The sequence below is a fragment of the Gilvimarinus sp. F26214L genome, assembly GCF_054401055.1.
In genome coordinates this window covers 67,297-94,103 of record NZ_JBTIYG010000005.1, presented here as the reverse complement: position 1 = coordinate 94,103, position 26,807 = coordinate 67,297, and the positions used below count along the sequence as shown (strand labels likewise).

Genomic DNA, 26,807 nt, shown 5'->3' with positions numbered 1-26,807 from the left:
AGCAGTTTCATCGGCAATAGATCCGGTCGATGGTGTCGGCCACGGCAAGCGTCTGCTCCACCTCGCAGTCAAAGCGATCACTCTGGCTCAGTTGGTGAACCCACGTGCTGAGCGCCCGACCACCCCAGTCATCCGGATAGCCTGCGATCTTCTCCCGCGCGGTGCCCGCAAAACGGTGGATTTCGAAGTCAAAGAACGAGCCGCCCACATTGCGAATGGAGGCGCCGCCGTGGGTCCCGTAGAGGTTGGCCTCGATCACGGCGTCCTGGCCCGCGTGGAGATTCCAGGAGCAACACAGGCGCGCGTGGGTTTCACCCAGTTCGAGAGTGGCTGTTGCGAAATCTTCCACTTCCTGAAACGGCGGTTTGATCCGGCGACCCTGGCGATAGAGCCGTGACTCGACGTGCTCCACCTGCGAGCGTCCCAGCAGCCAGAAGAGGCTGTCTACCAGGTGGATCCCCAAATCCATGACGCAGCCGCCGCCTGCGGAATTCACGTCGTAAAACCAGCTTTTATCGGGGCCGTAGGCGTTGTGGAAGATCAGATTCGCCGCGTAGATGTTTCCCAGTTCTCCGCCCCGAATCATTTCCCGCAGGCGTTCCATGCCCGCCAGATGACGGTAGGAAAAGTCCACCGCAAGCAGCTTGTCCGCTGCCCGCGCGGCACTGAGAATCTGTTCGGTTTCGGCGCGATTCCGCGCCAGCGGTTTCTGGCAGAACACGGCCTTTCCCTTCGCGAGGGCCTGCAGGCAATGCTCGGCATGGAGTGCGCTGGGGGTGGCGACCACCACACCGTCGATATCCTGGTCCAGCAATGCTTCGTAGGAACTCGCCACCCGCGTCTGAGCTTGCAGGGACGCAGCCGCCTGCGCCGCTTCTTCGGCGGGGTCGTAAACCACCGAGAAATCGGCGCTGTCCGATGCGAGAAGAGCTTCCATCCGCAAGCGTCCGATCCAGCCGGTTCCCATGAAACCCAGGCGCGGTCGCTTCATCGCGGCGCCGGGCCCCACACTGCGATCGGTGGCCGGCTGGTGTGACCCGTGCGCGGCCTGGTTGTTGGTGACTGGAACCTCCGCTTCGGCCCTGCTCATCGGGGTTTGGCTCATGGCGCCACCCAGGCTTTGATAAAGCCTTCCGGCCGTTCCAGCAAGGTGCGGAACGCCGCGTCGATATCCTGCATCGGGAATTTATGGGTGAGCAGATCCTGGGGACGAATGCGCCCCTCGAGAGTGGCCTTCACGCCCATTTCGATGCCCTCCATGCAGCGGCGGGGGTCCCTTTCGTGAGCGTTTACGACGTCGATCGCGCGCCAATTCCACTTCTGCATGTTGACCTGGCGCAGGTCGTCCTGATGGTAACCACCAATGACCAGCTTGCCGTATTCGCCGATCATTTCCGTAGCCATATCCAGCGCGAACTGCAGACCGGTTACTTCGATGACCCGTTCGCAACCACGCCCTGCCGTGCGCTCCACGACCCGCTGGGCATTGCCCCACCAGTCCTCGGTGTCGAAGGCTTCCGCCGCGCCCAGTTCCAGCGCCTGCCGCCGCGCGCATTCCCGACGCGACAGCACCGTGACACTTGCGCCGGCACCCACGGCCAGTTGCACCAGTAACAGGCCGAGAAAGCCCGCGCCGATAATGGCAACCGACTGGTCCGCTTGAATGTCGGCGCGACGGAATATGTTCATGGCGCAGCCTATGGCCTCGCCGGGAAAGGGCATTCCATCCAGTTCGGGCGGCAGTACCACCAATCGCTTGGCGGCTACCCTCAGTTGTTCGGTATAGGCATTTTCCGCGAGACAAGTGACGCGCTCCCCCGGGATTACATTGTCCACCCGATCGCCCCGGGCGATCACCCGACCCCAAGCCTCGTGACCGGGGGCTCCTGCAGGCATGGGGTAGTCGAACCAGGCCCGACCTTCCCACACCGGTATGCTCGACGCACAGAGACCACAGCCCTCCACCTGCACGATGACTTCATCGTCGCCACACAGCGGCGAAGGCAAGGTCTGTATGTCGTAGTGTTGTGGTGCGCTGAGAACAGCGCTGTGTTGATGGGTTGCTGCGGATTGCGTGTGTCCGTGGTGTTCTTCTGGATCCGTAAGTGCGGAACTAATTGATTGTGCCACCGTGCAGTGCTCCTTCTCCCGTTGACAGAGGTCGCTGAGTGGATGGAGTGTTGATTCCTTTTTCTTCCAGCCAGCCGTACAGATGCCGTAGACCCGTATCGATGTCGGTTGCGGCATGCCAGCCAGTCAGTTCTTCGAACAGCCGCGTGTCGCTCACGTAGTAGCGTTGGTCCCCCAGTCGCCAGTCGGCAAAGCTGTAATCGCACGACCTGCCGGTGAGTGCTTCGATGCGCGCAATAACCTGGAGCAGACTGGCGCTGTTCTTCAGGCCGCCGCCCATGTTGAAGGCGCGTCCGGCCAGGGCCGGCATTTTCTTTTGGGCCAGCAGCATGGCGTCGATTAGATCCTCCACGAACAGAAGGTCGCGAACCTGGCGACCGTCGCCGTAAAGAGTCAGAGGACGGCCCTTCATGGCCTGAATCAGAAAGTGGGCCACCCAGCCCTGATCTTCTGTACCAAACTGGTGCGGACCGTAAATGCAGCTCATTCGAAACACCGCCGCCGGCAGTCCGTAGCTGCGCGCGTAATCCAGTACGTACTGATCCGCCGCGCCCTTTGAGCAACCATAGGGGCTGTGAAAATCCAGCGCCTGCTGCTCGGAAATACCGTGGGCGAAGAACGCCGAGTCCGGTTCGTAGCTGTCGCCCGCCCGACGCAGGCTCACATCGTCCAGCGCGCCGTACACCTTGTTGGTGGAGGTGAACAGCAAGGGCGGCGGATTCAGCATCTCCCGCAGGCTTTCCAGCACGTTGAGAGTGCCTGTGAGATTGACTTCGAAATCTTCCCGCGGGGTTTCCAGGCTGGTGGTTACCGCAACCTGGGCCGCGAAGTGATAGACCTGGGAAGCGCCATGCACCAGTTTGCGCACGGTGGGAAGATCCCGGACGTCCGCGATCTCCACCTGAATCGCGTCGCCGTTTGCGGCCAACAGAGCTTCGAGGTTGCGCTCCACGCCGGGACGTTGCAGATTGTCGAGGATCACCACCTGGCGACCATCCCGGACCAGACGCTGGGCCAGGTTGCTGCCAACAAAACCGGCCCCGCCGGTGATGAGGATGGGCTTTCGTGAAGGCGCCGGCGCCAGCACGGCGAGCCCGATTCGCTGCTGCGTGCTGACCGGAGGTCGGTGGAAGGCGTTGACCAGAGCTTCACCCGGGTGCGGATCGCGCCCATAAAGCGTGTCCACGAGGTCCCCCAGTCCTTCCAGTCCGCGCTCCTGCCAGATGCGCAAAGCGAACTTTGGACTGTGGTCCGGGCGCCGGAGGCCGAAGTGGTAGCAGCGCTGGTCTGCACCCAGTTTTTTCCTGCCGAACTCCACCGGGTCGTCTTCCTTCGAGGGGAGGTCGTCGAAGGAATACCAGTACACGCGCGCAACGCAGGCTCGCAAAGCCTCCACCAGCTTGCGCGCCTGCAGCACCTCGTCCCGTCGCCATGTGGAGTAACCGCTGGCCGTGGTCCACAGGGGGATGTGGATGTCGTTATCCTTGAGTTGCCGCGTCAACTGGCGCACCGCCAGCGGCCAGCGTTGCCAGCCGAAATCCCAGGTTCCCGGGAATCCGCTGATTCCCAATGCCTGAACCCGGTTCAGCCAGCCGGCTTCCAGAACCGCCTCCAGCGATTCGGGATGGCCAAGGCACAGGCCGGCCAGCACCACGTTCTTTCCGCGCTGGCGTGCGCGTTCGATTCCCGCTTCAAGGAGCGAAGAGAAATACGCCCGACGCTCCGGGTCGCTCCAGTTCCACACGCTGCGATCATCCAGCGAGTTGCCCACCTCAAGCCATTCGAAGGCGTCCCCGAAACGACCGACTACGGCGTCAATGTACGCCTCGAAGGCCGCCGGCTCTTCATTCAAATCCGGGACTTCGCCCTTGCCGTCAAGCTGTGGCGCGGTGAATGAAAGACACGGCAGCAGTTCGACTGTTCGTGCCAGCTGTGGGATCAGCCACTCATACCATTGGGCGCCTCCTTCCCGCTGCCAATCGCTCCAGGGAAGGATGCAACGCAAGTGGCGCAGCCCCAGGGCTGACGCATCCTCCATGAACTGCTCCGCTCGCGCGTACTCTCCGGGCCGGAAATATTCCACAAGCCCCAGGCGCTCCGGAGCCAACCGGTTGCGATCCGTGCTCGTGCTCATAGGCTCAACCCCCGGCTGGAAAGCTCCTGGCGCATGGTCTCCACCCGGTCATCGGCGCGCTGATCCCGCAACCACTCCGCCAGTTCGCCAAGGCCGTCTTCCAGTTTTACCCGCGGGCTGTAGCCGAGCAGGTCGCGGGCCCTGGCAATATCGGCAAAGCAGTGGCGGATATCACCCACCCGGTACTCCCCGGTGACCTGCGGCTCGATCTCCCTGTGCAGGACCTTGCCGACTTTCCCGGCGATGTCGCGAATGCTGAAGTGCTCGCCGCTGCCCACGTTGAACACCCGCCCGTTGGCCGCGTCCTTTTCCAGCGCGAGAAGGCAGGCCTGAGTAACGTCATGAACGCTGACGAAGTCGCGACGCTGGCGGCCGTCCTCGAAAATGACCGGAGCATTGTCATTCAGCAACCGCGAGGAAAAAATCGCCAAAACACCTGTATAGGGATTTGAGAGCGCCTGGCGCGGACCGTAGATATTGAAAAAGCGCAGCGCAGTGGTGGGAATGCTGTAGGCGGCGCCGATCATCAAGCACAGTTTTTCCTGATCGTACTTCGACAGGGCGTACACGGAGGACGGAGACGCTGTCTTGTCTTCCGGGGTGGGAACGGGCCTCAGTTCCTGGCCGTTGGCAGTCAGTTCCCACCGACCGGACTTCAGTTGTTCCAGGGTGCGTTCCCCTGGCGCGCAGACGTCGCCTGCAACGCTCTGGTACAACCCTTCTCCGTACAGGCTCATGCTGGATGCGACCACCAGTTTCCTCACGGGGCTGTCGCAAAGGGCTTCCAGCAGTACGGCGGTCCCACGGTTGTTCACATCGGTGTAGTGTTCGATCTGGTACATGCTTTGGCCCACTCCGACCGCAGCGGCCAAGTGGTAGACGGCGCTGACGTCCTTCAGCGCCTCACGCACCTTGGCCCGGTCGCGAACGTCGGCCGCAATCCGCTCCACGCGCGTATCCAGGTAGGCGGGCCAGCCGGAGGATCCATGGACCTGTTCGGCCAGATTGTCGAGGATTCGAACGCGGTAGCCTTCCCGCAGCAATCGGTCGGCGAGGTGCGAGCCCACGAACCCCGCGCCGCCGGTAATCAGTACGCATTCCTTCACAATGCTGCCTTCCTTGTCTTGGGGGATTGGTAGGTGCCGTTCCAGGTGTTGCTGAGTTGCGCGACCGGGGCATTGCCCAGCAATGTGTCGAAGTAGGCGATGGTTTTTTCCAGACCGTCTCGCAACTTCACGCTGGGAGCCCAATCCAGCAGGTGTCTGGCCCGCGTGATATCAGGGCAACGTTTCACCGGGTCGTCGGTGGGCAGGCCGGTGAATACGACCTTTGAACTGGAGCCGGTCAGTTCGAGCACCAGGTCCGCCAGTTCGAGCATGGTGAATTCGCCGGGGTTGCCCAGGTTGACCGGGCCGTTCACGTCGTCGGATGAGTCCATCAGAGCGCGAATGCCCCCGATCATGTCATCCACGTAGCAAAACGAACGGGTCTGGCTGCCATCGCCGTAGATGGTCAGGGGGCGGTTCTGCAAGGCTTGAACGATGAAGTTGGAAACCACCCGTCCGTCGTCCGGCTGCATGAACGGTCCATAGCTATTGAAGATTCGGGCGATCCTCACTCGAACCTTGTGAACACGCGCGTAATCCATGCACAGGGTTTCGGCGTAGCGTTTTCCTTCGTCATAACAGGCGCGAGGACCTATGGGATTGACGTTGCCGAAATAGTCTTCGCTTTGAGGGTGGACCAGAGGATTCCCATACACCTCACTGGTGGAAGCCTGAAAGATGGCTGCGCCGGTCGCCAGAGCCAACTGAAGAAGATTGTCGATCCCCTGGGCGCTGGTGTGCAGGGCCTGAATCGGGCTGCGTTGATACTGAACTGGGGACGCTACACAAGCCAGATTGTAGATCTCGTCGACGTGGGGCAGTACGAAGGGCTCGGTCACGTCGTGTTCGAAAAGCGAAAAAGATTTGAAACTTTCGAGATGTTCGATGTTGCGCCGACTGCCGCTGGAAAAGTTATCGATACACACAACATCGTGGCCCGCTTCAAGAAGTTGACGGCATAAATGGGCTCCCAGAAACCCGCCGCCACCTGCGACCAAAATGCGCTTGCGCTTAGCTCCTGCCATTACAACTCCCTCTGAAAACAGCTCCGTCGGAAATAAACCGGCCTCCCGGTACAGCATGCTCTGATTTGTTGTTGTCCCGGTCCTTCGATGGCGTGCACATGTAATCAGGGGCTGAGCTGCGATAAGTGTGCCATCGGAAAACGCGCGACAGGTCGGTTTTCAGTGCACGGGTGAGGTGTGACCGAGGCCAGGCTCAGCGGTAAATTTTCAAGCTCATGTAAGGGGAGAAAAGAACAAGAAGAGGCTTCTTGGCGCGCGCTCGCCCTCGGTCGCGAGAATACTCCCGGATGGGGGAGAGCCGGTTCACTGAGCCCTGTTACCGCCGTGTGCGTGTTATTTTTGCGCCCCACTTGCAAGCTTTACTATTGAAGGAGAGCGCCCGTTCAGAGGGGCCAGCTCGTCCCGTAAACCGCCACCCTTTCCCGGAATAAAGCGGAGCGCTCGGCCATTCATCGAAAACCGCATCCTGCCCGGCTCGGGCTCGTTCCTGAACACCCGCCCCAGGCGTCCGCCGCAGCGGGCGCAGAACACCTCCGACCGAACCAGCACCGTCCAGCTTTGGTCGGCGCTCAGGGTCACAGCATCTTCGTTGATTGGCGCGGAGAAACTGGGCCAGTCCGTGCTGCCCGGTATCTTGTCCCGGGAGGAAAAGAGGGGCTGCCCGCAGCCCGCGCAGACGTAAACGCCACTGCGTGATTCGCGCAGAAGCTCACTGCTTCCCGCCGGTTCCGTACCGGCCCGGCGCAGTATCCTGTATTGTTCCGCGCTCAGGCGTTGTCGCCACTCTTCATCGCTCAGACTGAAGGGAAACGGTTCATCGGCCAGATTAGGGCGAGCCAGAGGAAGGAGCGGGAAACCCGCCACAAGGGCCAGCGATTGCAGGAAACGGCGCCGAGTGGCGCCAGGAGTACGATTCACCAGATTGACCTCATCTTCCAGACACAGCAGGGTGACTGATTGTTGAAAAAGTCGGGCCAACAGCGAAAAGTCGGGGCAACAAGGACAAGCACCGGCGGACGACGAATGCGACGGCTGGCAGATTGAACAGAATGTTCTTGTCACCGAGCCGGGTACTTTTGATTCGTGGTAGAGGTCAGCGTGCTAAATGAGAAGGAAGTTACCGGATCCGAGTGCAGCCGTGATAACTACAACCTTCCAGGGAGCCATTTTCCAGGCACTCAACAGCACGAAGGCGATCAGGGCGATCGCGAAATCAAGCGGTGAAAGGACCGAACTGATCCACACCGGGTCATAAAGCGCCGATGCGAGCAGGCCTACCACCGCCGCATTGGCGCCAGCCATCAGCGATCTGGCGACAATTTTTCCGCGAAGCGTATCCCAGTAGGGGAGAACACCGATCAGTAGCAGCATACCCGGCAGGAAAATGGCGACCAGCGCTATGGTCGCACCGGCGGGCCCGGTCACGTCGAGATTCACGACTGCGCCCAGGTAGGCGGCAAAAGTGAACAGGGGGCCGGGTATGGCCTGCGCTGCCCCGTACCCCGCAAGAAAACTGTCCTGGCCGGCCCAGCCGCTTGCCACAACTGTGGACTCCAGCAACGGCAGGACCACATGGCCGCCACCAAACACCAGCGCGCCGGCACGATAGAATGCCTCGAACAAGGCCAACCCGTCTGCCGTTATAAACATGGCCGAGGCGGGCAAACCGATTAACAGAACGAAAAAGGACAGTAAGGCAGCCCGGGCGAAGCAGCGTGGTATGGTCATGGGCAGCCGCCCTGTCTCGCCCGTTTCAAGGTTTCTGCACAGCCAAAGGCCGGCGAGCCCGCCAAAGAGGATGGCAGTGATCTGGGCGATCGCCGTCGGCAATAATGCAACGAGCACAACCGCTCCGACCGCGATACTGGCGCGATTGCGGTCCGGGCAAAGATGGCGGGCCATACCCCAGACCGCCTGTGCAACCACCGCGACCGCAACCAGCTTGAGGCCGTGGACCAGGGCCTCTCCGATCGCACCCCGCATCGCCAGTCCGCTGTAGGCGAAGGCCACCAGAAGTACGGCCGAGGGCAGTGTGAACGCAGCCCATGCAGTCAATGCACCCAGCAACCCACCCCGTTGCAAGCCGAGCGCAAATCCAACCTGGCTGCTGGCAGGCCCGGGAAGAAACTGGCAGAGCGCTACCAGGTCGGCGTAATCCTGTTCGCTCAACCACTTTCGCGCGACGACGAACTCGGCTCGGAAATATCCCAAGTGGGCGACAGGGCCACCGAAAGACGTCAGCCCGAGCACCGAAAAAACTTCGAAGATTTCCCGGATTCGAGTCCAGCGCTGGTTCACGATTTCCTCCGGTGTGGCTGAACAAGCTTCTCAAGCTTACGATTATTGACAACGTAGTTGGAAACCCCAGGGCACCGAAAATCAGCTGTTTACGAACCCCTAGAATACAAAGAGGTTGGAAACTTCTGTAGATATAAATAACGGATGACTTTACCCCACGTGCCAAACGAGTTGGAAACCGTGATCCTGGGAGGGTGTGAGCCCTAGACCTGAGAGCTGGGTGTGGACTGTGCGTCCGAGGCTGCGCCTCGCCATCGATTGTTCCACGTTTCGTTGTAGTCAGAGACAGGCAGTCGAACCGTCTGCTTGCGCACGGTCTGTCAACTTGGCGCAGTGATGCGTTTCGTCAGCCTGGAAAATCACAAGCGCCGCACACCGCCTTGCCTCAGACCGAGTCAGCTCTCATGAGACCATCGGTCGCACAGTTCACGTAGGCTATTGTTCATTCACCGTCGCGAGAGGGCTTCCTCTCGAATCCTCCCGCAGCGCCCAGCTATAAAGCGGGAGAGACCTCCTCGACAAGTACGCATGAGCGACATCGTTCGCCTGCCCGGATCTTTAACTCCCTGGCGGGCGATACGTTCTTTGACGCAGTGTGGCGTGAAAAGCTTGGTGCTAATTTTGTTCTGGCAAAAACGCATAGACCTGGAGATGTCAGATGTTGCAACGTGGAATACTGGCCTTGGGCCTGGCGCTCACGACTGCGGCCCATGCGCAATGGGACAGTATCGTCGGGCAGGAGCCACTAACGCTGGGCGAAACCCACGAGCGCTGGTTCGCGGTACGAAACGGTAATACCGCCTTTCTTGTGGATGGTGATACCGGACGTCTGGGCGGCACCATACCTCTGTCGCGCTTTTCGCCGGCACTTGCCCCCCATATGTCCGAGGGACGTATCTACTCCTATGGGAGTTTTTTCACTCGAGACGTATACGGCGATCGCACTGACCTGCTCCTGGTCTTCGATCTGCAGACCCTGTCTCCCGTGGGCGAAATCGAACTGCCCCCCATCACGGCTGGTATTGGCCATCCCGGCATGATGGGGCTAATCGATGATCGCTTTGTCGGGGTCTGGAATATCACACCTGGTATGTCCGTCAGCATCGCAGATGTTCGCAACCAGACTTTTGTACGCGAGATATCGACACCTGGATGCGCAGCCGTGTATCCGGTCGGACGAGGCTTCCTGATGCCTTGCGGCGACGGCACGGTACAGTACATCGCCTTGTCAGACCAAGGCGAGGAAATCGAACGCTTGCGGAGTGAGAAGTTTTTCGATGTTACGGATGATTTTATATACGACTACGCCGTGCCCGCAGAGAACGGTTGGATGTTCGTGTCGGTGGAAGGTCAGGTTTACACCGTCGAGGTGGGCAATGGCAATGTGCTGGTTAGTCAGCCGTGGAGCATCAATCCGGAAACCGACGGCGTCGCCTTGGCCAACGATTATGTACCTCCTAAGGACGACAGTTGGCGCATCGGTGGCCGACAGCCTTTTGCTTACAACGCCCAAGCGAACCTGTTGGTGACCGTCATGCACGCCGAGGGTGGCCAGGACACATTCGAGGATGCCGGCACCGAGGTCTGGGGCTTCGATACCCGCACGCAAAAACGCGGCTACCGTCTCAAATTGCCTGACGGGATAGATACCCGTTCCGTCCAGCTGACTCAGGACGAAGAACCGCTGCTGCTAGTCAGTACCGATGAGGGAATTCGCATATACGAAGGTCGGACCGGGCACGAATTGCGTGTGGTCGAAAGCGTTCGCGGCGGCACCATTCAGAATCTGTACGAGGCACCCCGATGATTGATCCGCTCATCCTTCTGGTGATTTCAACCTCGCTTGCGCTGCTGTTCTTTATGGCAGCCCGGCACAAACAGGCGGACTATGCACGCTTTCAGGTGCAGCTTGATGCCTACCAAATCGTGCCTGATCCTCTGGTGAAACCGGTCGCCCGGGTGCTGCCTTGGTTGGAAATGACCCTTGTCGTTCTGTTGCTGGTTCCGGCAACGCGCGCCGTTGCGGGAACCCTGGCCGCCAGCTTGCTCGTCATCTACGCAATTGCCATGTCCATCAGCCTGATGCGCGGACGCAGTGAAATTGACTGCGGCTGTGGAGGTTCGCCACAGACGCTTTCCGGGTGGTTGTTGCTGCGCAACGCGGTGCTCGCTATGGGAGCGCTTTCACTGGCGGTCCCCAGCTCGGCGCGAGCGTTATCGCTGCTCGATGCGAGCTTGATGGTACTACTGACCGCGGCCCTGGCCCTTTCCTATCTTATGGTCGAGCAGTTGATACGCAATCACTACGTTTTTAGAAAACAGGAGTCGCAGTAATGGGTAATAGTCTGTTTGCCATCGTGATGCTGTTGTCACTGGTGGTTCTGGTTTTGATCTTCGCCGTAATTGCCCTCGCAAGGCAGATCGGCATTTTGCATACGCGCCTGGCGCCGGCCGGAGCATTGATGACGACTTCGGGCCCCAAAGTGGGCGAGCTTGCGCCTTCTCTGAATGTGCCCGACATCACCGGCAAGCCGGTCAACATCGGTGCCGCGGAAAAACTGGCCCAGCTGCTCCTGTTCGTCTCGCCGACCTGCCCGATCTGCAAGGAACTCGTACCGGCGGCCAAGAGCATGGCGGCTGCTGAATGCCTGTCCCTGGTGTTCGCTAGCGACGGTGGGGACATCAGCAAGCACGAATTCTACATCGAGACAATGCGCCTGCAAGACTACCCTTACGTGGTATCTACCGGGCTGGGGCTGCGCTTTGAAGTGGCGAAACTGCCTTACGCCGTTCTCATTGATGAAAGCGGCACATTGCGCTCGAAGGGCCTGGTGAATAGCCGGGAACACCTGGAATCGCTGGTTAACTCGATGCAGAGCGGTTACGAATCCATCCAGGATTATCTCGTCAAGGAGCAGCACCTGGGAGAACCGGCATGAGCACCAGTAGACAAGATTTGATCGAACAACTGCTGCGCGATCTGGATGCCAGCACTACCGGTGCCCTTCGCTTTCTCGCCGCGCGGACTTCGCGCCGTTCCTTCCTGGGGCGATTCGGTTCCGTGCTGGCCGGTGTGGCCGCGTTCCCTCTGCTGCCGGTGGCGCGCGATGCCGCGGCGCAGAGCAACACGGGTCCTGACCTCGACCCGGTCGACGGGGTGGATGATTTGCTGGAAATGGGTGATCCCCAAAGCTGTGAGTATTGGCGTTACTGTGGTTTCAGCGGACAGATGTGCAGCTGCTGCGGCGGCAGTCTCACTCGCTGTCCTCCAGGGTCACAGACTGCAACTGTGGCCTGGATCGGAACCTGCCATAACCCTACGGATGGCCGCGATTACCTGATCTCTTACAACGACTGTTGTGGCAAAAGCAGCTGCGGTGATTGCCGTTGCTCGCGGCACGAGGGCGACCGGCCGGTGTATTTCCCGTCCAAGTCCAACAGCATCCTCTGGTGCTTTGGTACGCAAAGTCACGCTTACCATTGCACTCTGGCGCTGGTGATCGGCCATGCGGGCGATTCAGCACGCTAGCCGGGTGTGGCTGACCGGGCTCCTGCTCCTGGCTGGCCACTGCATTGCCTCGCCTGAAGTTGACTACCTCCTGCACTGCGCCGGCTGCCATTTGGAAAACGGCTCCGGCATGCCGCCGCACATTCCGGACCTGCGGGTGGATCTGAGCTACTTTGCTGCCAGGCCGGAAGGGCGCTCCTATCTGATCCGCGTACCCGGCGTTTCCCAGGCGCCGATCTCCGATGCCGATTTGGCGGAGGTGTTGAGTTGGGTTGTCGCCACCTTCGCAGGCGAACAGCTTGCAGCTCCTTTCAGCGCGGCGGAGGTATCGCAGCATCGGCTGAACGTACTGGCCGACCCCATCAAACTGCGCAGCAAACTGTTGGATGTTCGGGCGGATGCGGAGCGGAAGGAGGAAGTGCGAGAACTTGGGCGCGCGCTATTTTTCGACGCGAGCCTCTCGAAGCACGGCGATGTGAGCTGTGCTACTTGCCACCACCCGGCCCGGGCATTCAGCGATTCGCGCGATAACGGCGTCGCTGGTGCCGCTTCGCGGGGGCAGGCACTGGGAGAGCGCAACGCACCCACCCTGAGCTATGGTGGCCTCGTGCCGGCACGTCATCACGATAGGCGAGGCGAGTTGGTGGGCGGGCAGTTCTGGGATGGGCGCGCGGCCGACCTCGAAGAGCAGGCTCTGCGCCCGTTACTCAACCCTGTCGAAATGGGATTGGACAATGAGGCCGAACTGGCGGACCGAATCGGCCGAAACCCGCACTACAGGAACCGCTTCCAGGCATTGTTCGGCGGAACGATTTTTTCCGATCCACAGGCGCTCGCCGCAGGCGTCGGCGCAGCCCTTGCGGCGTTTCAGCGCAGCGAGGAGTTTGCCGCTTTCGATTCGCGCTACGACCGCTACCTGCGCGGGGAGTACCAGCCGAGTCTGCAAGAAAGCGTCGGCATGGCCTTGTTCTTCTCCGAGGACTTCACCAACTGCAGCCTGTGCCACCAGAGCGCTGCACTGCCGCGAAGTCGCGGTGAGACCTTCAGCAATCATCGTTACGAAAACATCGGTGTTCCGGTGAACCGAGGTTTGCGCCGGATCAATGGCATGACAGCCGACTTTGTCGACCGGGGCCTCGCGCAGGCCACCGGCCAAACTGCGGACGAAGGTCGGTTTCGCGTGCCAACACTGCGCAATGTCGCGGTCACCGGGCCCTATATGCACAACGGCGTATTCAAGGACTTGCGCACCGTGCTGCAGTTTTACAACCAATACAATCGCGGTCGCGCCAGCCGAATCAACCCGGAAAGCGGTGAGCCGTGGAGGGAAGCTGAAGTACCCCACACGATTGCCCTGGACCGCCTTCAAACCCGCCCCGCTCTGGACGAGATGCAGTTGGATGCATTACTGGCTTTCCTGCACATGCTGACCGACGCGCGCTTCGAACAGGCAGCGTACAAGCCGCCGCTTGCCGTAACGGCGCGCGCGGGACTTGAGTCAGATGACGTAGCGCCCGACAGCATGTTCGTGGGGTATCGTGAACAAAGCGACTTGCGGCGACGAAAACCTTAAATCTCAAGTATCCCAGGAGTAACGCGGAATGAAGGCCCATCAGCTTTTCAGCCTGGCAGCACTGACTGCCAGGACTTTTTTTTGTTGCGCATTGGCTGTAGCTGCCATGAACGCATCATCGTCCGCTGCCGGATGGCGAGTACCCCAGGATCTCAGCGGCAAGCTGAGCGCACTGGAAGACGAACAGCGGCGTTTCATCACCAGTGGAGATTTCCTTGCGTTCATGCCGGCGCGGCAGATGGAGTTCGAGCTGGCCAGTCGCGATGCCGACAAGGTCCGCGCACTCATTTCCGACCTGAAGGCCGTCGCTGCGGAAATGGGTTACGACGAGTCCCGGGACATGGGCGCGATCCCGCTGAACCTGACAGCCAAGCGCTTTAATCAGGGAATCATGCCGCCTGCCGCACTGCGCAAGGAGGACCGCAGCCCGGGACCCTTCAGCGTTCATCGCTACATCTTTCCCGAGTCGGGCGTGCCCACCTTTGCCGGTGCACCGGTCGCCATCTGGCCGGAGGATCTGGTGGCGGGCAAGGTGGATGTAGCGATCGTCGGCATACCCAACGACATGGGAAGCGGACGGCGCAACGCTGGAGCCGCTCCGCACACAATGCGCTCGCTCAATACCATCTCGACGCCGGACATTCAGACGCTCGTCAATCCAACGGAGGTTTTGTCGGTCGTTGATTACGGCGATCTCGCCATCGACAGCATGAGTACGGAACGCACGATTGGCCATGTCACCGCCATGGTGGCGGAGACCGCCGGAACCGGCGCCGTGCCGATGATGGTAGGCGGCGATACCTCCATGCTCTATCCCGGCGTAAAAGGCGTCGCGCAGGCGCGTGGCAAGGGTTCCTTCGGACTTGTTCATTTTGGCGCGCACCCGGACGCGGACAGCCAGGCCGTGCACACCATCTCGGACGAGCAGGCGCTGTTTCTGCTCATCGACGAAGGCATCGTCGAGGGCGACGAGTTGGTCACGATCGGACTCCGGGGCGCGGCCGTCAATCAAGATACGCTGCAATGGCTGCGGGACAACAAAGTCCGCTATCACACCATGGCGGCGGTAAACCGCAATGGTTACAGCGCTGTACTGAAGCGTGTACTGAGGGAACTGAGAAGCCTGCCCGAGCAGCTGTTCGTGTCCATCGACGTGAGCGTGATCGATCCGGGCGACATGGTCGCCGCTGGCCGAATCGCCGCTAACGGTATGGCCATCCAGGATCTCACCCGCACCGTTCGCCACTTGTGCGCCGCGCGCGACATCGTCGGTTTCGAGATCACCGACATGGCACCGATGCTGGACTACTCGCGTCTGTCCGCCGTCAACGCTAACGCCGTTCTCAACGCCTGCCTGGTGGGCATGGCAGCGCGCAAGGCGGGCTACGGCCCGGACGATGTTCACCCGCTGGCTCTCGATCACGGACAGTGAGCGGCTGATGCCACCCTTCCGCTACTGAATCAATTCGCAATCGGCCCCTGAACACTGGAACCGCACCCATGACGTATTCAAGACAGACAATTCGCAAACCGCCCAGCGTCCGACTTTCACCGCTCGCACACGCGCTACTATTGGTCGCTGGCATCGCCGCGCAACCGGCGCTGGCTGTTGACGAGCCGGAACACGTGACAGGCACCAACCGCTACCCCTTCGAAACCGCCGATCCGCGGGAAACAGAACGGCCGTCCATTGACTTGCCGGACAGCGTGTCGGACAAACTGAGTCTGCTGAGCGACGACCTGCTCGTATTCCTGAAAAGCGCAGATGCCCGTGGCTTTGCCGGCGATCGGGAAGAAACCATCAAATATCTCGAGGGCCATACCCCGGAAGAAATCAAAGCCTGGGTTGAATCCATGAAAAGTGTCGTGGACAGCCAACGTTACCACGAAGGCCGCGACGACCCGCACATTGCACTGAACACAGACTCCCCCCGCTTCAATGCCTGGCGACTGAAGCGCCCCCGCTCGCTGGATCCTGAACGCAACGCCGGGCCAGTGTCGCTGGGTCGCTATAACGGCAATGGCGGACCGCCTACATTCGGTGGCTTTCCACTGGCATTGAGCAAGGAAGATCTGGTCGCCGGCGAAGTGGACGTTGCTATTGTGGGCGCTCCCTTGAACATGGGTTCGGGCTGGCGGGACTCCGGCGCCCAGGCCACCACAGACATGCGCGTCATGGGCCGCGCCATGGGTAGCTCGGATCAATACGTTCAGGTGGACCCGGGCAAAGAGTTGAACATCGTGGACTACGGTGATATCGCCATCGACAATGCCAGCACGGAGCGCTCCATGCAGCACGTGCGCGAAGTTGTCCGCGAAATCGCCGACACCGGCGCGGTGCCCATCATCGTCGGCGGCGATCATTCGCTGTCCTACCCCAACATCGCCGCGCTCGCCGATGTTTACGGTAAGGAAAAAGTGTCGGTGATTCACCTGGACTCCCACTACGATGCCTGGTGGGGCAGTACGCATCTGATGAGCCACGGCGCGCCGGTCTATCGCCTGCTCAATGAAGGTCACGTGCGCGGTGCCGACTACATTCAAGTGGGCCTGCGTTCAAGCGGTCCGGATGAAGAAGCGTTCAAGTGGATGCGCGAAATCGGCATGCGCTATCACACCATGGCGGAGGTGGAACAGCGCGGCTGGGATGCGGTTATCGACCGGGTGGTGGCAGAAGCCAGCGAGGAAGGACGCAAGCTGTTTATTTCCTTTGACATCGACGTCATCGACCCGGCGTTCGCGCGCGCAACGGGCACTCCGGTTGCCGGCGGCCTCGACATGCGCGAGTCCATCGCCATCGTTCGCCGTCTGTGCGCGGAGGCCAACGTCGTCGGCTTCGATCTCGTCGAGCTGCACCCTGCTCTGGACCCGACCTACATGACCACCATGAACAGCGCTCATATCGTCAAGGCGTGCCTGGTCGGCCTGGCCATGCGCGAAAAGGGATTGACCGACCCCCACTATCTGAGCCCGGTGGCTTCCGAACATGCCATCGATGATTACTATGGAGACCGGCAAGAATTCCTGAGAAGGACCGAAGAACTCGAGGCCCAGGACGAAGAAAAATAGCGTTTCAGCTACTCATCTGCATTACAACCCATGGAACAAGGACGTTCCCGCTTTTCCGCTACAACTCATATCCCGCGAGTCATCACGCATTCACCGCAGCCCTCCAATGCGCTTGTAGCGCAGTTCGCTTTCGATACTTGATGCCCGCCAGAACGCCTGACGATTTTCGGCGGTGTAACTCCAGAGGCAACTTGGATGGGCTCATCAGCAAGTTGGCCATTGCGATTCCAGGCCCGTTGCGAACCCCAGATCTCCTATCGCCCGCTGCACCAAGATAAAACACAGTGCTTGGAACGTGATCCACTATGTGGCCAGCCCCTCCCCGTGTGCGAGCTAGAACGAAAATGAGTTGGCCATAAAGGTGAAAGCCAGACCCGAACCCTACGTGCAAAACCTACGTAGTTTAACCTAATGCTACTGCGTTGATCGCCCGATCCGTCTACCCGCTGTTCGAGGTCGCTCAAGCAAAAACATCTTTGTTTTCGCAGGGTTTGGGGCACTTAACGCTTCCGGGGCGGACTGGCCCAGTTCTGTGCTTTGTGGTTGCCCACAGTGAGTGGCACACCGATTGCTCTTACCCAAATAGGAAGAGCCCGAGGACGAGAGGCCAGCTGAAAACATAACAAGGACGATTCAGAAACGAGAGAACGCGAGGTAGCGCAATCGCCGGTTAGCGAAAGCGCGCACCGCATGACATCAAGCCGACTAACCGCTGCCATCCTTGGCCGCCAGCATCTGCGGATGGTCACACCGAGATTTCGGAGTGTGTAATGAATAGAAAGACGAATTCGATTGGCTCAATGCGGCTGAAATATCTGGTTGCAATCCTGTCCGGCATCGCCGCCCCTCAGCTGGCTGGAGCTCAGGGCGCCGTGATCGAAGAAGTGGTTGTGACGGGAAGCAGGATTCAGCGGGTAGACAACACCACGGCACCCCAGCCTATCTCGACTATCACCTCGGAAGACATGACCTTCACTGGTTCCAACGACATCAGCGAAATTCTCAAGGAAAACCCGGCCCTGCTCGCTTCCGAACTTGGATCCGCACCCACGTCTACCTCCAACGTCAGCGCAGCCGACAACGTCGGTGGCAGCGCGCTGAACCTGCGCGGCCTGGGTACCGAGCGGACTTTGACTTTGGTCAATGGTCGCCGTCATGTAGCGGGTATCGAGGGTACGTCCGCGGTCGATGTAGGCACCATTCCCTCCGCGCTAATCGAACGGGTAGAAGTGCTCACTGGCGGTGCATCGGCGGTCTACGGCGCGGACGCCGTAACCGGGATCGTTAACTTCATTCTGAAAGACGACTTCGAAGGTAGCGCGTTCGACTTCCGCATCGGTTCGTCGGAGCATGGTGATGCGGAAACTTACAACCTCTCCGGCCTCTTCGGTCGCAACTTCGGTGACGGTCGCGGCAACGTGGTCTTTGGCCTTCAGGCGGATCGCAGTAACGGGCTGCGCTATGGCGATCGGGACTACCTGTCGAAGGCGGACGGCCCCTGGAGCGACGACGTGAACCCGGCTTTGCGTTTCCAGCACGGTGACATCGACCCGGCTACGATGCCCAACTTCAGTCAGTTCTACGACTATGACACAACCGGGCTCTACCACGCCGGGTTCCGTATTCCCTCGGCCGACTCGTTCATGGCGGACTATGCCGCGCAGTTTGGAGGCGCGCCGACGCTGACCGACGCGGAGCTGGCACTGATCGAGCGCGCCGCTACAGCAACTCCAAGAGCCGTGTTGCCGGGAAGAACTTATAACGTAACCTCGCCGTATGGCGTAGTCGTGCTTGGCGACTTTCGTGATCAAACGCCTCTGGGCTCAGAGCCGGACCTGGACGGCGACGGAACCCCGGATTGCCTGCAAAGCTTTACCGGCTACAACTCCGACTACTCAGGAGGGTGCTGGTACCTCAATGAGGCCGGTCAACCGGTCCCCTATCAGGACGGTCTGATTGCGGGGAACTTCAACCACTTCGGCGCCGCACAAAGTTATATTGCACCGGAGCGGCCTTACATCATCCCGAAAAGCGAGAAGTACTCGGCCAACTTGAACGCGCGTTACGACATAACGCCGTCTGCCGAGATCTTCGTCGAATCGAAGTACGTCTACGAAGAAGTGGAGTTCGGGGGTGGTTCCCACCATGCCACTGACTGGCTGTACGGTGCGCCCGACAACCCCTACCTGCCTGCCGAACTGCAGCCCTACGCTGGGTCCGGTCTGTATATCTCGCGGGACTCGGATGACTGGGGCGATAACCTCTCCACCAACGAGCGACACACCTACCGTCTGGTTACCGGTCTTCGTGGTGCTTTCGACGAGATCGGTCTCGACTATGAGGTGGCTGCCAACTACGGGCGCTTCGATCGCAAGCTCACCGACCGCGAGGCGGTGATCACCGATCGTTTCTTCGCCGCCATCGATGCGGTGACTGATCCGACTACGGGAAATGTGGTTTGCCGTTCCGATCTGGATCCGACGGCCTACCCCTATACCACGCCGTTCAACTTCCCATCCTATCTCGGCGGTGGCGCCAGCTCGCCATTCTTCACCTTCACTCCCGGCGACGGACAATGCAAGCCCGCCAACATCTGGGCCGGCAAGGGCGGTATCAGCCAGGAGGCGATCGACTTCTTCACCTACGACCGGGAAGTGGAAGATAGCATTGAGCAAAGCGTGGTAACGGCCTTCGTTACTGGTGACTCGAGCATGTTGTTCGATCTGCCCGCCGGCCCCATCGCCTTTGCTCTGGGCGCAGAGTGGCGTGAGGAGAAGAGCTCACAAGACTTCGACAGCATGGACCAGGGCATCATTCTGGTCGATGGCGTGACGCCGGAAGGTGCCGAGTTTTCAGTGGGCGACTATGTGGGAGACGTAAGCGCTGCCGGTTCCCTGGGTACTTCACCTGGCAGCCGCTCCCTGAGTACCGACGCCAGCTATCATGTGTGGGATGTCTTCGCGGAAGCGTCGATTCCGCTGTTGTCAGGCCTGCCCCTGGTCGACGAACTCACTCTGGATATCGCTGGTCGTCGAGCCGACTACTCCACCTTCGGTTCAAACACCACCTGGGGAACAGGCCTTGTCTGGGCTCCGCATGAAGACGTCCGGCTGCGCGCAAACTTTAGCAAGGCGATTCGGGTTCCGAACCTCTTTGAGCTCTACTCGCCCGAACAGGGCCAGAGTTTCCGACCGGTGGACCCATGTGATGCTGCACAAATCTCCAGCGGTGCCAATCCAGCACAGCGTCAGGCGAACTGTGTTGCCGCCCTTCGGGGTGCGGGAGTTCAGGACTATGGAGTCAACCCGGGTGACGTTCACATCTTTGACGCGGACGGCAGCTACGCTTTTGAAGATCCGCTGTCAGCTGGCTTCCCTGGTGTGATCGGCGGTAATGAAGACCTGCTGCCCGAAGAAGCGACCACCAAGACCTTCGGTATAGTCTATGCGCCCTACGCATTGCCGGGCTTGTCCATGAGCGTCGACTTCTGGGACATCAGCATCGAAGAGGCGATTTCAGAAGTGTCGTCGCAGCGCATCGTGGACAGCTGCTATGACTCGGCAAGCATCAATAACCCCTTCTGTGAGTTGACCGCACGAAACTCCGACCCGACCTCGGCGCAGGCTGGTGGATTTGTCTTCCTTCGCCAGACTAAGCTGAACTTCGGTGAAGCTCGTGCCGAAGGGGTCGATCTCAACATCGCTTACCAGTTCGACCTAGCTGACTACGCTTTCAATATCGGACTAGCGGCTACCAAGCAGAAGACCTTGGAGTTCATCGAACCGGCGAACCCTGGCGAACCCGAGAAGGTCGACATTCAGCTGGGTGAAATGCGCTCTCCTGAATGGTCAGGATTGCTGAACGCGCGGGTGAGCAAGGGTCCGCTCGCAGTGGCCTGGAGAGCCCAGTATCTGAGTGAGCAGGCCCTTATCGACGATATCGAAACCCTTGAGCAGAACTACGGCTCTCTCTACACCGACGACTTCACGTCCCACAGATTGTCGGGTACTTTCGACTACAGCGACACAGTGCGACTGTACGGTGGTATCGACAATCTGACGGACGAGCGTCCCTACGTAACCTCGAGCAGCTATCCGGTAAACCCGGTCGGCCGCTCCTATTACATGGGTATCAACATCCAGCTCTAAACGAGGGAAGTGCTGCTCGCGCAGGGAAGGTTTGAAGCCTCCCTGTTGCGAGCACCTTCGCCTTCATCAGATTGTCAGACAGGAAAACCTCATGAGCAGAACACTGGCAAACCGGCGGCTGCTTGCCGCTGTCGTAGCGCTGGGTATCGGTGCCGTGTCCGTCACATCGCTAGCCCGGATTGAAAGCGACGAGGAGCGCTTCGATTTCCCCGATTCGCTGAAGCCGAAGCTCGAACTGCTGACGAAGGAGCAGCTCGATTTTCTCGCCACTGGCGGCGCCCGCCGCTACGCATCCACTGAAGAAAAACTCTTCGAACAACTGAAAAAACGCAGCCCGGAAGAGGTGGTGGCCTATGTGGAAGCCATGCTTTGGGTGCGCGATCAGACAAAATTCATCGAAGGGCGGGATGTGGCCCGCATTCCACTGAACACTGACTCTCCAGACTACAACGCCTGGAAGGTGCGCCGCCCGCGCAGCTTCGACCCGGACCGCGAGCCCGGTCCCGTGGAACTGCCGCGCGGTGTTCCCACCTTTGCCAACGCACCGCTCGCGCTAACGCCGGAAGACCTCAAGGCGGGTGAGGTGGACGTGGCGATCGTCGGTGCTCCATTGAACATGGGCTCCGGTTGGCGCGATGCCGACCACGGGCCGCTGATCATGCGTGTGCAGGGGCGCATGAGCGGCAATGACCAGTACACCCAGGTCAACCCCAGCCGTGAACTGAACATCGTAGATTACGGCGACATCGCTATCGATCAGGACAGCACTGAGCGCAGCATGCAGCACGTGCGCGAAGTGGTACGGGAGATTGGCGCAACCGGTGCGATGCCATTCATCATCGGCGGCGACCATTCGCTGGAGTATCCCAACGTCGCCGCCCTGGTTGACGTCGTGGGCAGGGGCAACCTGGGCGTCATCCATTTCGATGCGCACTACGACGTGGGCCGGGACAGTCCGCATTACATTTCCCACGGGCAACCCATTTACCGCCTGATGCGAGAAGGGCATATCAAGGGTAGCGATTACATTCAGGTAGGTTTGCGCTCCGGCAGTCCGGACGAGAGAACGTACAAGTGGTTGCGCGAGGAAGGCTTCAAGTATCACTCCATGGCCGAAGTGGAAAAGTTCGGCTGGGACTTCGTGCTTGAACGCGTCATTGCCGAAGCGAAAGCGGACGGCCGCAAACTCTACATCTCTTTCGACGTGGACGTGCTGGACCCGTCCTATATCTCCGGCACTGGCACACCGGTCTCGGGGGGCATAACACCTCGAGAGGCGATTCCCATCGTGCGACGTCTCTGCGCGGAATCCAATGTGATCGGCTTCGATCTGGTGGAAGTCGCGCCGGCGCTGGACCCCACCTATGTCACCGCACTGCATAGCGCGGCCATCGCCAAGGGCTGCCTGACCGGCATCGCGATGCGCAAGAAAGGCCTGACGGACCCGCACTATCTCAACGCGATATCGACCGACCACGCCCAGGACAACTATCAGGAGGAGATGCGCTGATGGCCCGCTTCAGCAAGAAAAAGGTTGGTGGCTCTCTCCTGACGGCAATGTTCGCGATGACGGCGATTCCCGGCTTTGCGGAGGTGGAAGCCTTTGCATTCCCTCCCGGCGTCGCCGAGAAGCTGTCGGGTCTCACCGATGACCAGCGCAGCTTTCTGCGCAGTCCCGAACCGCTGCGGGTGATCCCGTCACGCCAGAAACTCATTCAACAGCTGGAGACCCGCACTCCCGAGCAGGTACGGCAATATGTGACCGACATGATGGCCGCGGTACAGGCGCTGGGTTTTCAGGAGGGTGATATGGCGGAAATCCCCCTCAACCCGGAAGCCACCCGCTTCAACGGTTTCAAGGTGATCGCGCCGGAGATTCTCGAAGATCGCCACCGCGATCCAGGACCGTTCAGCGTTTCGCGCTACGTTCACCCGCAAGGGGGTATTCCCACCTTCGCAGGCGCACCGGTCGCCAGTACACCGGAAGATCTGGTGGCGGGTCGCGTGGACGTGGCGATCGCTGGCGTCCCGCAAAGCATGAGCAGTGGCAGTCGCGATGCACGCAACGGACCGCAAGCACTCCGGGCTGCGCACGGCATGAATGGCAGTGATGTTTACGCGCTGGTGAATCCCGGTGCTGTGCTCAACATCGTCGACTTTGGCGATGTACCCCTTGATCGCATGAGTGTGGAGCGAAGCCTCGAGCCCATTCACGACCGGGTACAGGCGATCGCCGAAACCGGAACGGTTCCCTTTCTGGTTGGTGGTGACCACTCGATATTCTACCCGGCGGTGAAAGCAGTGCGCGGCGCAAGGCCGGACCGGCCGATTGCCGCCGTGCATCTGGGTGCGCACTACAACGCCGAGGCCCCCCGTGCGCATCGCCTCTCCGACCGCGACGCGGTGTACCGCCTGCTGAGCGAAAAACTGGTGGAAGGTGCCGATCTCATCCAGGTGGGACTGCGGAGATCGCAGGCCGGGCCCGAAGCCTTCGAGTGGCTCCGAAAACAGGGTGTGCGCTATCACACCATGGCTGAAGTGCAACACCGCGGCTGGGCTCAGGTGATGGAGCGCGTACTGAAGGAAGCAAAGTCTACACGCAAGCCTCTTTACATCTCCATGGATGTGAGCGTGCTCGATCCCGCGCATCTGAGCGCAGCCGGTCGCGCGACTCCGGGGGGGCTGACCCCGCGGGAGCTTTCGCCGCTACTGCGCCGCCTCTGTGCGGAGAACGAAATCGCCGGTTTCGATATCACCGACCTCGCGCCGATGCTGGACCTCAGCCTCGTGAGTGCCATGAACGCCAATTACATGATGAATGCCTGCCTCTCGGGCATGGCGATGCGAAAGGAGGGGCTGACCAGAGCCGGTTACCTCAATCCCATCGCGATCGACCACGGCCAGTGAGGAATGCGTTTCAACGCAAGGGCATTCCATCGATAAGGTAGAACATGAAAAAAACAGAGAAACGAAAGCAGTTGATCGCATGCGCCTGTGTCGCTCTCGGTGTTGTCGCCGCCAGCACACAGGTGCTAAGCCAGGACGAGGAAACACGCCGAGACATCTATTTTCCGACGTCCGTGCAAGTGAAGCTGGAGGCGCTGAGCCCCGAGCAGCGCAACTACCTGCTCAGCGATAAGAGCAAGCGCTACGCATCCACGTCCGAGGATCTCATCGCGGCACTGGAGAAGCGCAGTGCGGCAGAAGTGGCGGCCTACGTGGAAGCGATGATGTGGGTCGAGGAGCAGACGAAGTTCGTCGAGGGCCGCGACCAGGCGAGCATTCCACTCAATACGGAATCGCCGGACTTCAACGCCTGGAAGGTGCGCCGGCCGCGCAGCTTCGATCCCGAGCGCGAGCCCGGCCCCATTGATCTCTCGCGTTATATGGGCGGCTGGGGTCTGGGTGTGCCCACGTTTGCGGGCGCTCCGGTGGCCTTTACGCCGGAGGACCTGATCGCCGGCGAGGTGGACATCGCCATTGTCGGCGCGCCCTTGAATATGGGTTCTGGCTGGCGCGACGCAGATCACGGTCCCGTTGCGCTGCGACTGGCCCGCGGCATGGGCGGCAACGACCAGTACACCCAGGTGAACGCAAGTCGGGAACTGAACATCGTCGACTACGGCGATATTGCCATCGACAACGACAGCACTGAACGGAGCATGCAGCACGTGCGGGAAGTGGTCCGCGAGATTGCCGAAACGGGCGCGATGCCCTTCATCATCGGCGGTGATCACTCGCTGGAATATCCCAATGTGGCCGGTCTCGTGGACGTCTACGGCAAGGGCAATCTTGGGGTGATTCACTTCGACGCGCACTACGACGTGGGACGTGACCGCGCACACCTGATCGACCACGGCCAGCCGATCTATCGATTGCTGGCTGAGGACCTTATCGAGGGCAGTGACTACATTCAGCTGGGGCTGAGATCGGGTAGTCCCGACGAGAAAACCTACAAGTGGCTGCGGGAGGAAGGCTTCAAGTATCACTCCATGGCGGAAGTGGAGAAGTTCGGCTGGGACTTCGTGCTCGAGCGCGTACTGGCCGAAGCCAGGGCGGACGGGCGCAAGCTGCACATCTCCTTCGATGTGGACGTCCTGGACCCGTCGTATATCTCTGGCACCGGCACCCCCGTTTCCGGCGGCATCACACCGCGCGAGGCAATCACAATCGTACGGCGTCTGTGTGCGGAGTCCGACGTGGTCAGTTTCGATCTCGTCGAAATCGCTCCCGCGCTCGACCCCACTTACGTCACCACGCTGCACAGTGCGCACATCGCCAAGGCCTGCATGACCGGCGTAGCCATGCGCAAGCTAGGCCTGACTGCGCCGCATTTCCTGAATGCAGTGACCACCGATCACGCGCAGGATGACTATCAGAAGGAGCACGCGAAATGAATCGGCTTCAAATACGCAGGCAAGGTCCGGCCCTGCTGTGCGGCCTGCTAATGCTCGCAACCGCATCCGTCGTTCCGACTCCGGTCCTGGCTCAATCGGACCGCGATATTCCCCGCAGCCTGATGAGCAAGCTCGACTTTCTTAGCGACGAGCAGCGAACGTTTCTGCAGAGCGACCAGGCACTGCACGTGGTCCCGTCCCGTCAGAAACTGATCGAGGAACTGGAGCGACGCGAGCCGGAGCAGGTTGAACAGTACGTGGCGGACTTGATCCGCACGGTCGAGGATTTTGCCTACAAGCCGGGTATCGACATGGGAGAAATTCCCCTCAACCGCGAATCCTCGCGCTTCAACAGCTTCAAGGTGAAAAAGCCCGAGGTGCTTAAGAGATTCCGACGCAGTCCGGGACCCTTCGCGCTGACGCGGTATATCCGTTCGAGTACGTCGATCCCAACCTTTGCGGGAGCGCCTTACGCCATCACGCCGGAGGACCTGGTGATGGGCAAGGTGGAAGTCGCCATCGCCGGCATTCCGCAAAGCATGAGCAGCGGCAGCCGCGACGGGCAGCACGGGCCCAGCACGCTGCGGGCCATGCACGGGATCGCCGATCGGGACATCTACTCCATGGTGGATCCCGGTGCAGTGCTCAACATCGTCGACTACGGTGACTTCGCCGTGGATCGCATGAGCCTCGAGCTGAGCATCAGGCATGTCCGCGACATGGTTTATGAGACCGGCATGACCGGTGCGGTTCCCTTCCTGGTGGGAGGCGATCATTCCATCATGTATCCGAACGTCGTGGCGATTCGCGACCTGGAGCCAGACGATCCGGTCACCGTCGTCTACTTCGGTGCGCATTACAACGCCGAGCCCACAGTCGCCCATGCCCTTTCCGACCGCAATACCATGTACCGCCTCGTCACTGAAGGCATTGTCAATGGGGAAAACCTGATCCAGGTCGGATTGCGCGGACCCATGAACGATCAAAGGGCCTTCGACTGGTTGCGAAACAATAGAGTGCGTTACCACACCATGGCGGAAGTGGAGCACCGCGGATGGCAGGAGGTAATGGAGCGAGTGCTCGACGAAGCCAAGTCCACTTCCCAGCGGGTCTACATCGCTTTCGACGTGAGTGTGCTCGACCCGGCGGAACTGGGTGCGGCCGGTCGCGCGACACCGGGCGGTTTGATGGTCCGTGAAATCACGCCACTGCTGCGCCGCCTCTGTGCCGAAACAAAGATCGCCGGATTCGAGATCACCGACTTCGCACCGATGCTCGAGTTCGGCAACACCAGTGCCATGAACGCGAACTACATGATGAATGCCTGCCTGTCGGGCATGGCGATGCGGAAGATAGGGATTACCGAGAAAGATTATCTCAATGCCCTGGCGGTGGACCACGGGCAGGGCAAGTGACCAA

General features: G+C 60.2%; 19 protein-coding genes. 12 read left to right on the top strand and 7 right to left on the bottom strand.

Annotated features, from left to right (window positions below; translation table 11 throughout):
* Nucleotides 1-7: 7 nt before the first annotated feature.
* The 7 genes from ACURWW_RS07245 to chrA form a co-directional block, all read right to left on the bottom strand.
* On the bottom strand, nt 8-1,105 hold the full coding sequence (locus ACURWW_RS07245; protein WP_445616132.1) for a Gfo/Idh/MocA family protein: 1,098 nt from the start codon (nt 1,103-1,105) through the stop codon (nt 8-10).
* Nucleotides 1,102-2,130 carry an MDR/zinc-dependent alcohol dehydrogenase-like family protein gene (locus tag ACURWW_RS07240; protein ID WP_445616131.1) on the bottom strand — a complete coding sequence of 343 codons (1,029 nt, stop codon included), beginning with the start codon at nt 2,128-2,130 and terminating at the stop codon, nt 1,102-1,104. Before ACURWW_RS07240 ends, ACURWW_RS07245 begins: the two co-directional genes overlap by 4 nt.
* Nucleotides 2,114-4,264 carry an NAD-dependent epimerase/dehydratase family protein gene (locus tag ACURWW_RS07235; protein WP_445616130.1) on the bottom strand — a complete coding sequence of 717 codons (2,151 nt, stop codon included), beginning with the start codon at nt 4,262-4,264 and terminating at the stop codon, nt 2,114-2,116. The genes ACURWW_RS07240 and ACURWW_RS07235 overlap by 17 nt, the downstream gene beginning before the upstream one ends.
* On the bottom strand, nt 4,261-5,370 hold the full coding sequence (locus ACURWW_RS07230) for an SDR family NAD(P)-dependent oxidoreductase (RefSeq protein WP_445616129.1): 1,110 nt from the start codon (nt 5,368-5,370) through the stop codon (nt 4,261-4,263). Before ACURWW_RS07230 ends, ACURWW_RS07235 begins: the two co-directional genes overlap by 4 nt.
* Nucleotides 5,367-6,395: a UDP-glucuronic acid decarboxylase family protein gene (locus tag ACURWW_RS07225; RefSeq protein ID WP_445616128.1), complete on the bottom strand. Its 1,029-nt coding sequence runs from the start codon at nt 6,393-6,395 to the stop codon at nt 5,367-5,369. Before ACURWW_RS07225 ends, ACURWW_RS07230 begins: the two co-directional genes overlap by 4 nt.
* A 333-nt stretch (nt 6,396-6,728) precedes the next feature.
* Nucleotides 6,729-7,373: a peptide-methionine (R)-S-oxide reductase MsrB gene (gene msrB / locus ACURWW_RS07220; protein ID WP_445616127.1), complete on the bottom strand. Its 645-nt coding sequence runs from the start codon at nt 7,371-7,373 to the stop codon at nt 6,729-6,731.
* A 123-nt stretch (nt 7,374-7,496) separates the two neighbouring features.
* Complete coding sequence (gene chrA / locus ACURWW_RS07215) at nt 7,497-8,693, bottom strand: chromate efflux transporter (protein ID WP_445616126.1); 1,197 nt, start codon at nt 8,691-8,693, stop codon at nt 7,497-7,499.
* Nucleotides 8,694-9,351: 658 nt separating this feature from the next.
* Between chrA and ACURWW_RS07210 the strand changes: the two genes are divergently transcribed.
* The 12 genes from ACURWW_RS07210 (at nt 9,352) to ACURWW_RS07155 (ending at nt 26,803) form a co-directional block, all read left to right on the top strand.
* Complete coding sequence (locus tag ACURWW_RS07210) at nt 9,352-10,500, top strand: amine dehydrogenase large subunit (protein WP_445616125.1); 1,149 nt, start codon at nt 9,352-9,354, stop codon at nt 10,498-10,500.
* Nucleotides 10,497-11,027 (top strand): MauE/DoxX family redox-associated membrane protein, encoded by a 531-nt coding sequence (locus tag ACURWW_RS07205; RefSeq protein WP_445616124.1) that lies wholly within the window; start codon nt 10,497-10,499, stop codon nt 11,025-11,027. The genes ACURWW_RS07210 and ACURWW_RS07205 overlap by 4 nt, the downstream gene beginning before the upstream one ends.
* The gene (locus ACURWW_RS07200; RefSeq protein ID WP_445616123.1) at nt 11,027-11,632 is read left to right on the top strand and encodes a thiol-disulfide isomerase; all 606 of its coding nucleotides are present in this window, start codon (nt 11,027-11,029) and stop codon (nt 11,630-11,632) included. Before ACURWW_RS07205 ends, ACURWW_RS07200 begins: the two co-directional genes overlap by 1 nt.
* A complete protein-coding gene (locus ACURWW_RS07195; protein ID WP_445616122.1) occupies nt 11,629-12,222 on the top strand; it encodes a methylamine dehydrogenase light chain in 594 nt (197 codons plus the stop codon). Before ACURWW_RS07200 ends, ACURWW_RS07195 begins: the two co-directional genes overlap by 4 nt.
* Complete coding sequence (locus tag ACURWW_RS07190) at nt 12,200-13,774, top strand: cytochrome c peroxidase (RefSeq protein WP_445616121.1); 1,575 nt, start codon at nt 12,200-12,202, stop codon at nt 13,772-13,774. Before ACURWW_RS07195 ends, ACURWW_RS07190 begins: the two co-directional genes overlap by 23 nt.
* Nucleotides 13,775-13,802: 28 nt before the next feature.
* Complete coding sequence (locus ACURWW_RS07185) at nt 13,803-15,206, top strand: arginase family protein (protein WP_458618456.1); 1,404 nt, start codon at nt 13,803-13,805, stop codon at nt 15,204-15,206.
* 68 nt (nt 15,207-15,274) lie between these two features.
* Nucleotides 15,275-16,843, top strand: a complete 1,569-nt coding sequence (locus tag ACURWW_RS07180; protein ID WP_445616119.1) for an agmatinase family protein — start codon at nt 15,275-15,277, stop codon at nt 16,841-16,843.
* Nucleotides 16,844-17,613: 770 nt separating this feature from the next.
* Complete coding sequence (locus tag ACURWW_RS07175; RefSeq protein WP_445616118.1) at nt 17,614-20,991, top strand: TonB-dependent receptor domain-containing protein; 3,378 nt, start codon at nt 17,614-17,616, stop codon at nt 20,989-20,991.
* Between the two features lie 91 nt (nt 20,992-21,082).
* Nucleotides 21,083-22,501 (top strand): agmatinase family protein, encoded by a 1,419-nt coding sequence (locus ACURWW_RS07170; protein WP_445616117.1) that lies wholly within the window; start codon nt 21,083-21,085, stop codon nt 22,499-22,501.
* Nucleotides 22,501-23,898 carry an agmatinase family protein gene (locus tag ACURWW_RS07165; protein WP_445616116.1) on the top strand — a complete coding sequence of 466 codons (1,398 nt, stop codon included), beginning with the start codon at nt 22,501-22,503 and terminating at the stop codon, nt 23,896-23,898. The genes ACURWW_RS07170 and ACURWW_RS07165 overlap by 1 nt, the downstream gene beginning before the upstream one ends.
* A 44-nt stretch (nt 23,899-23,942) precedes the next feature.
* Nucleotides 23,943-25,388, top strand: a complete 1,446-nt coding sequence (locus ACURWW_RS07160) for an agmatinase family protein (protein ID WP_445616115.1) — start codon at nt 23,943-23,945, stop codon at nt 25,386-25,388.
* The gene (locus tag ACURWW_RS07155; protein ID WP_445616114.1) at nt 25,385-26,803 is read left to right on the top strand and encodes an agmatinase family protein; all 1,419 of its coding nucleotides are present in this window, start codon (nt 25,385-25,387) and stop codon (nt 26,801-26,803) included. The genes ACURWW_RS07160 and ACURWW_RS07155 overlap by 4 nt, the downstream gene beginning before the upstream one ends.
* Nucleotides 26,804-26,807: the final 4 nt, after the last annotated feature.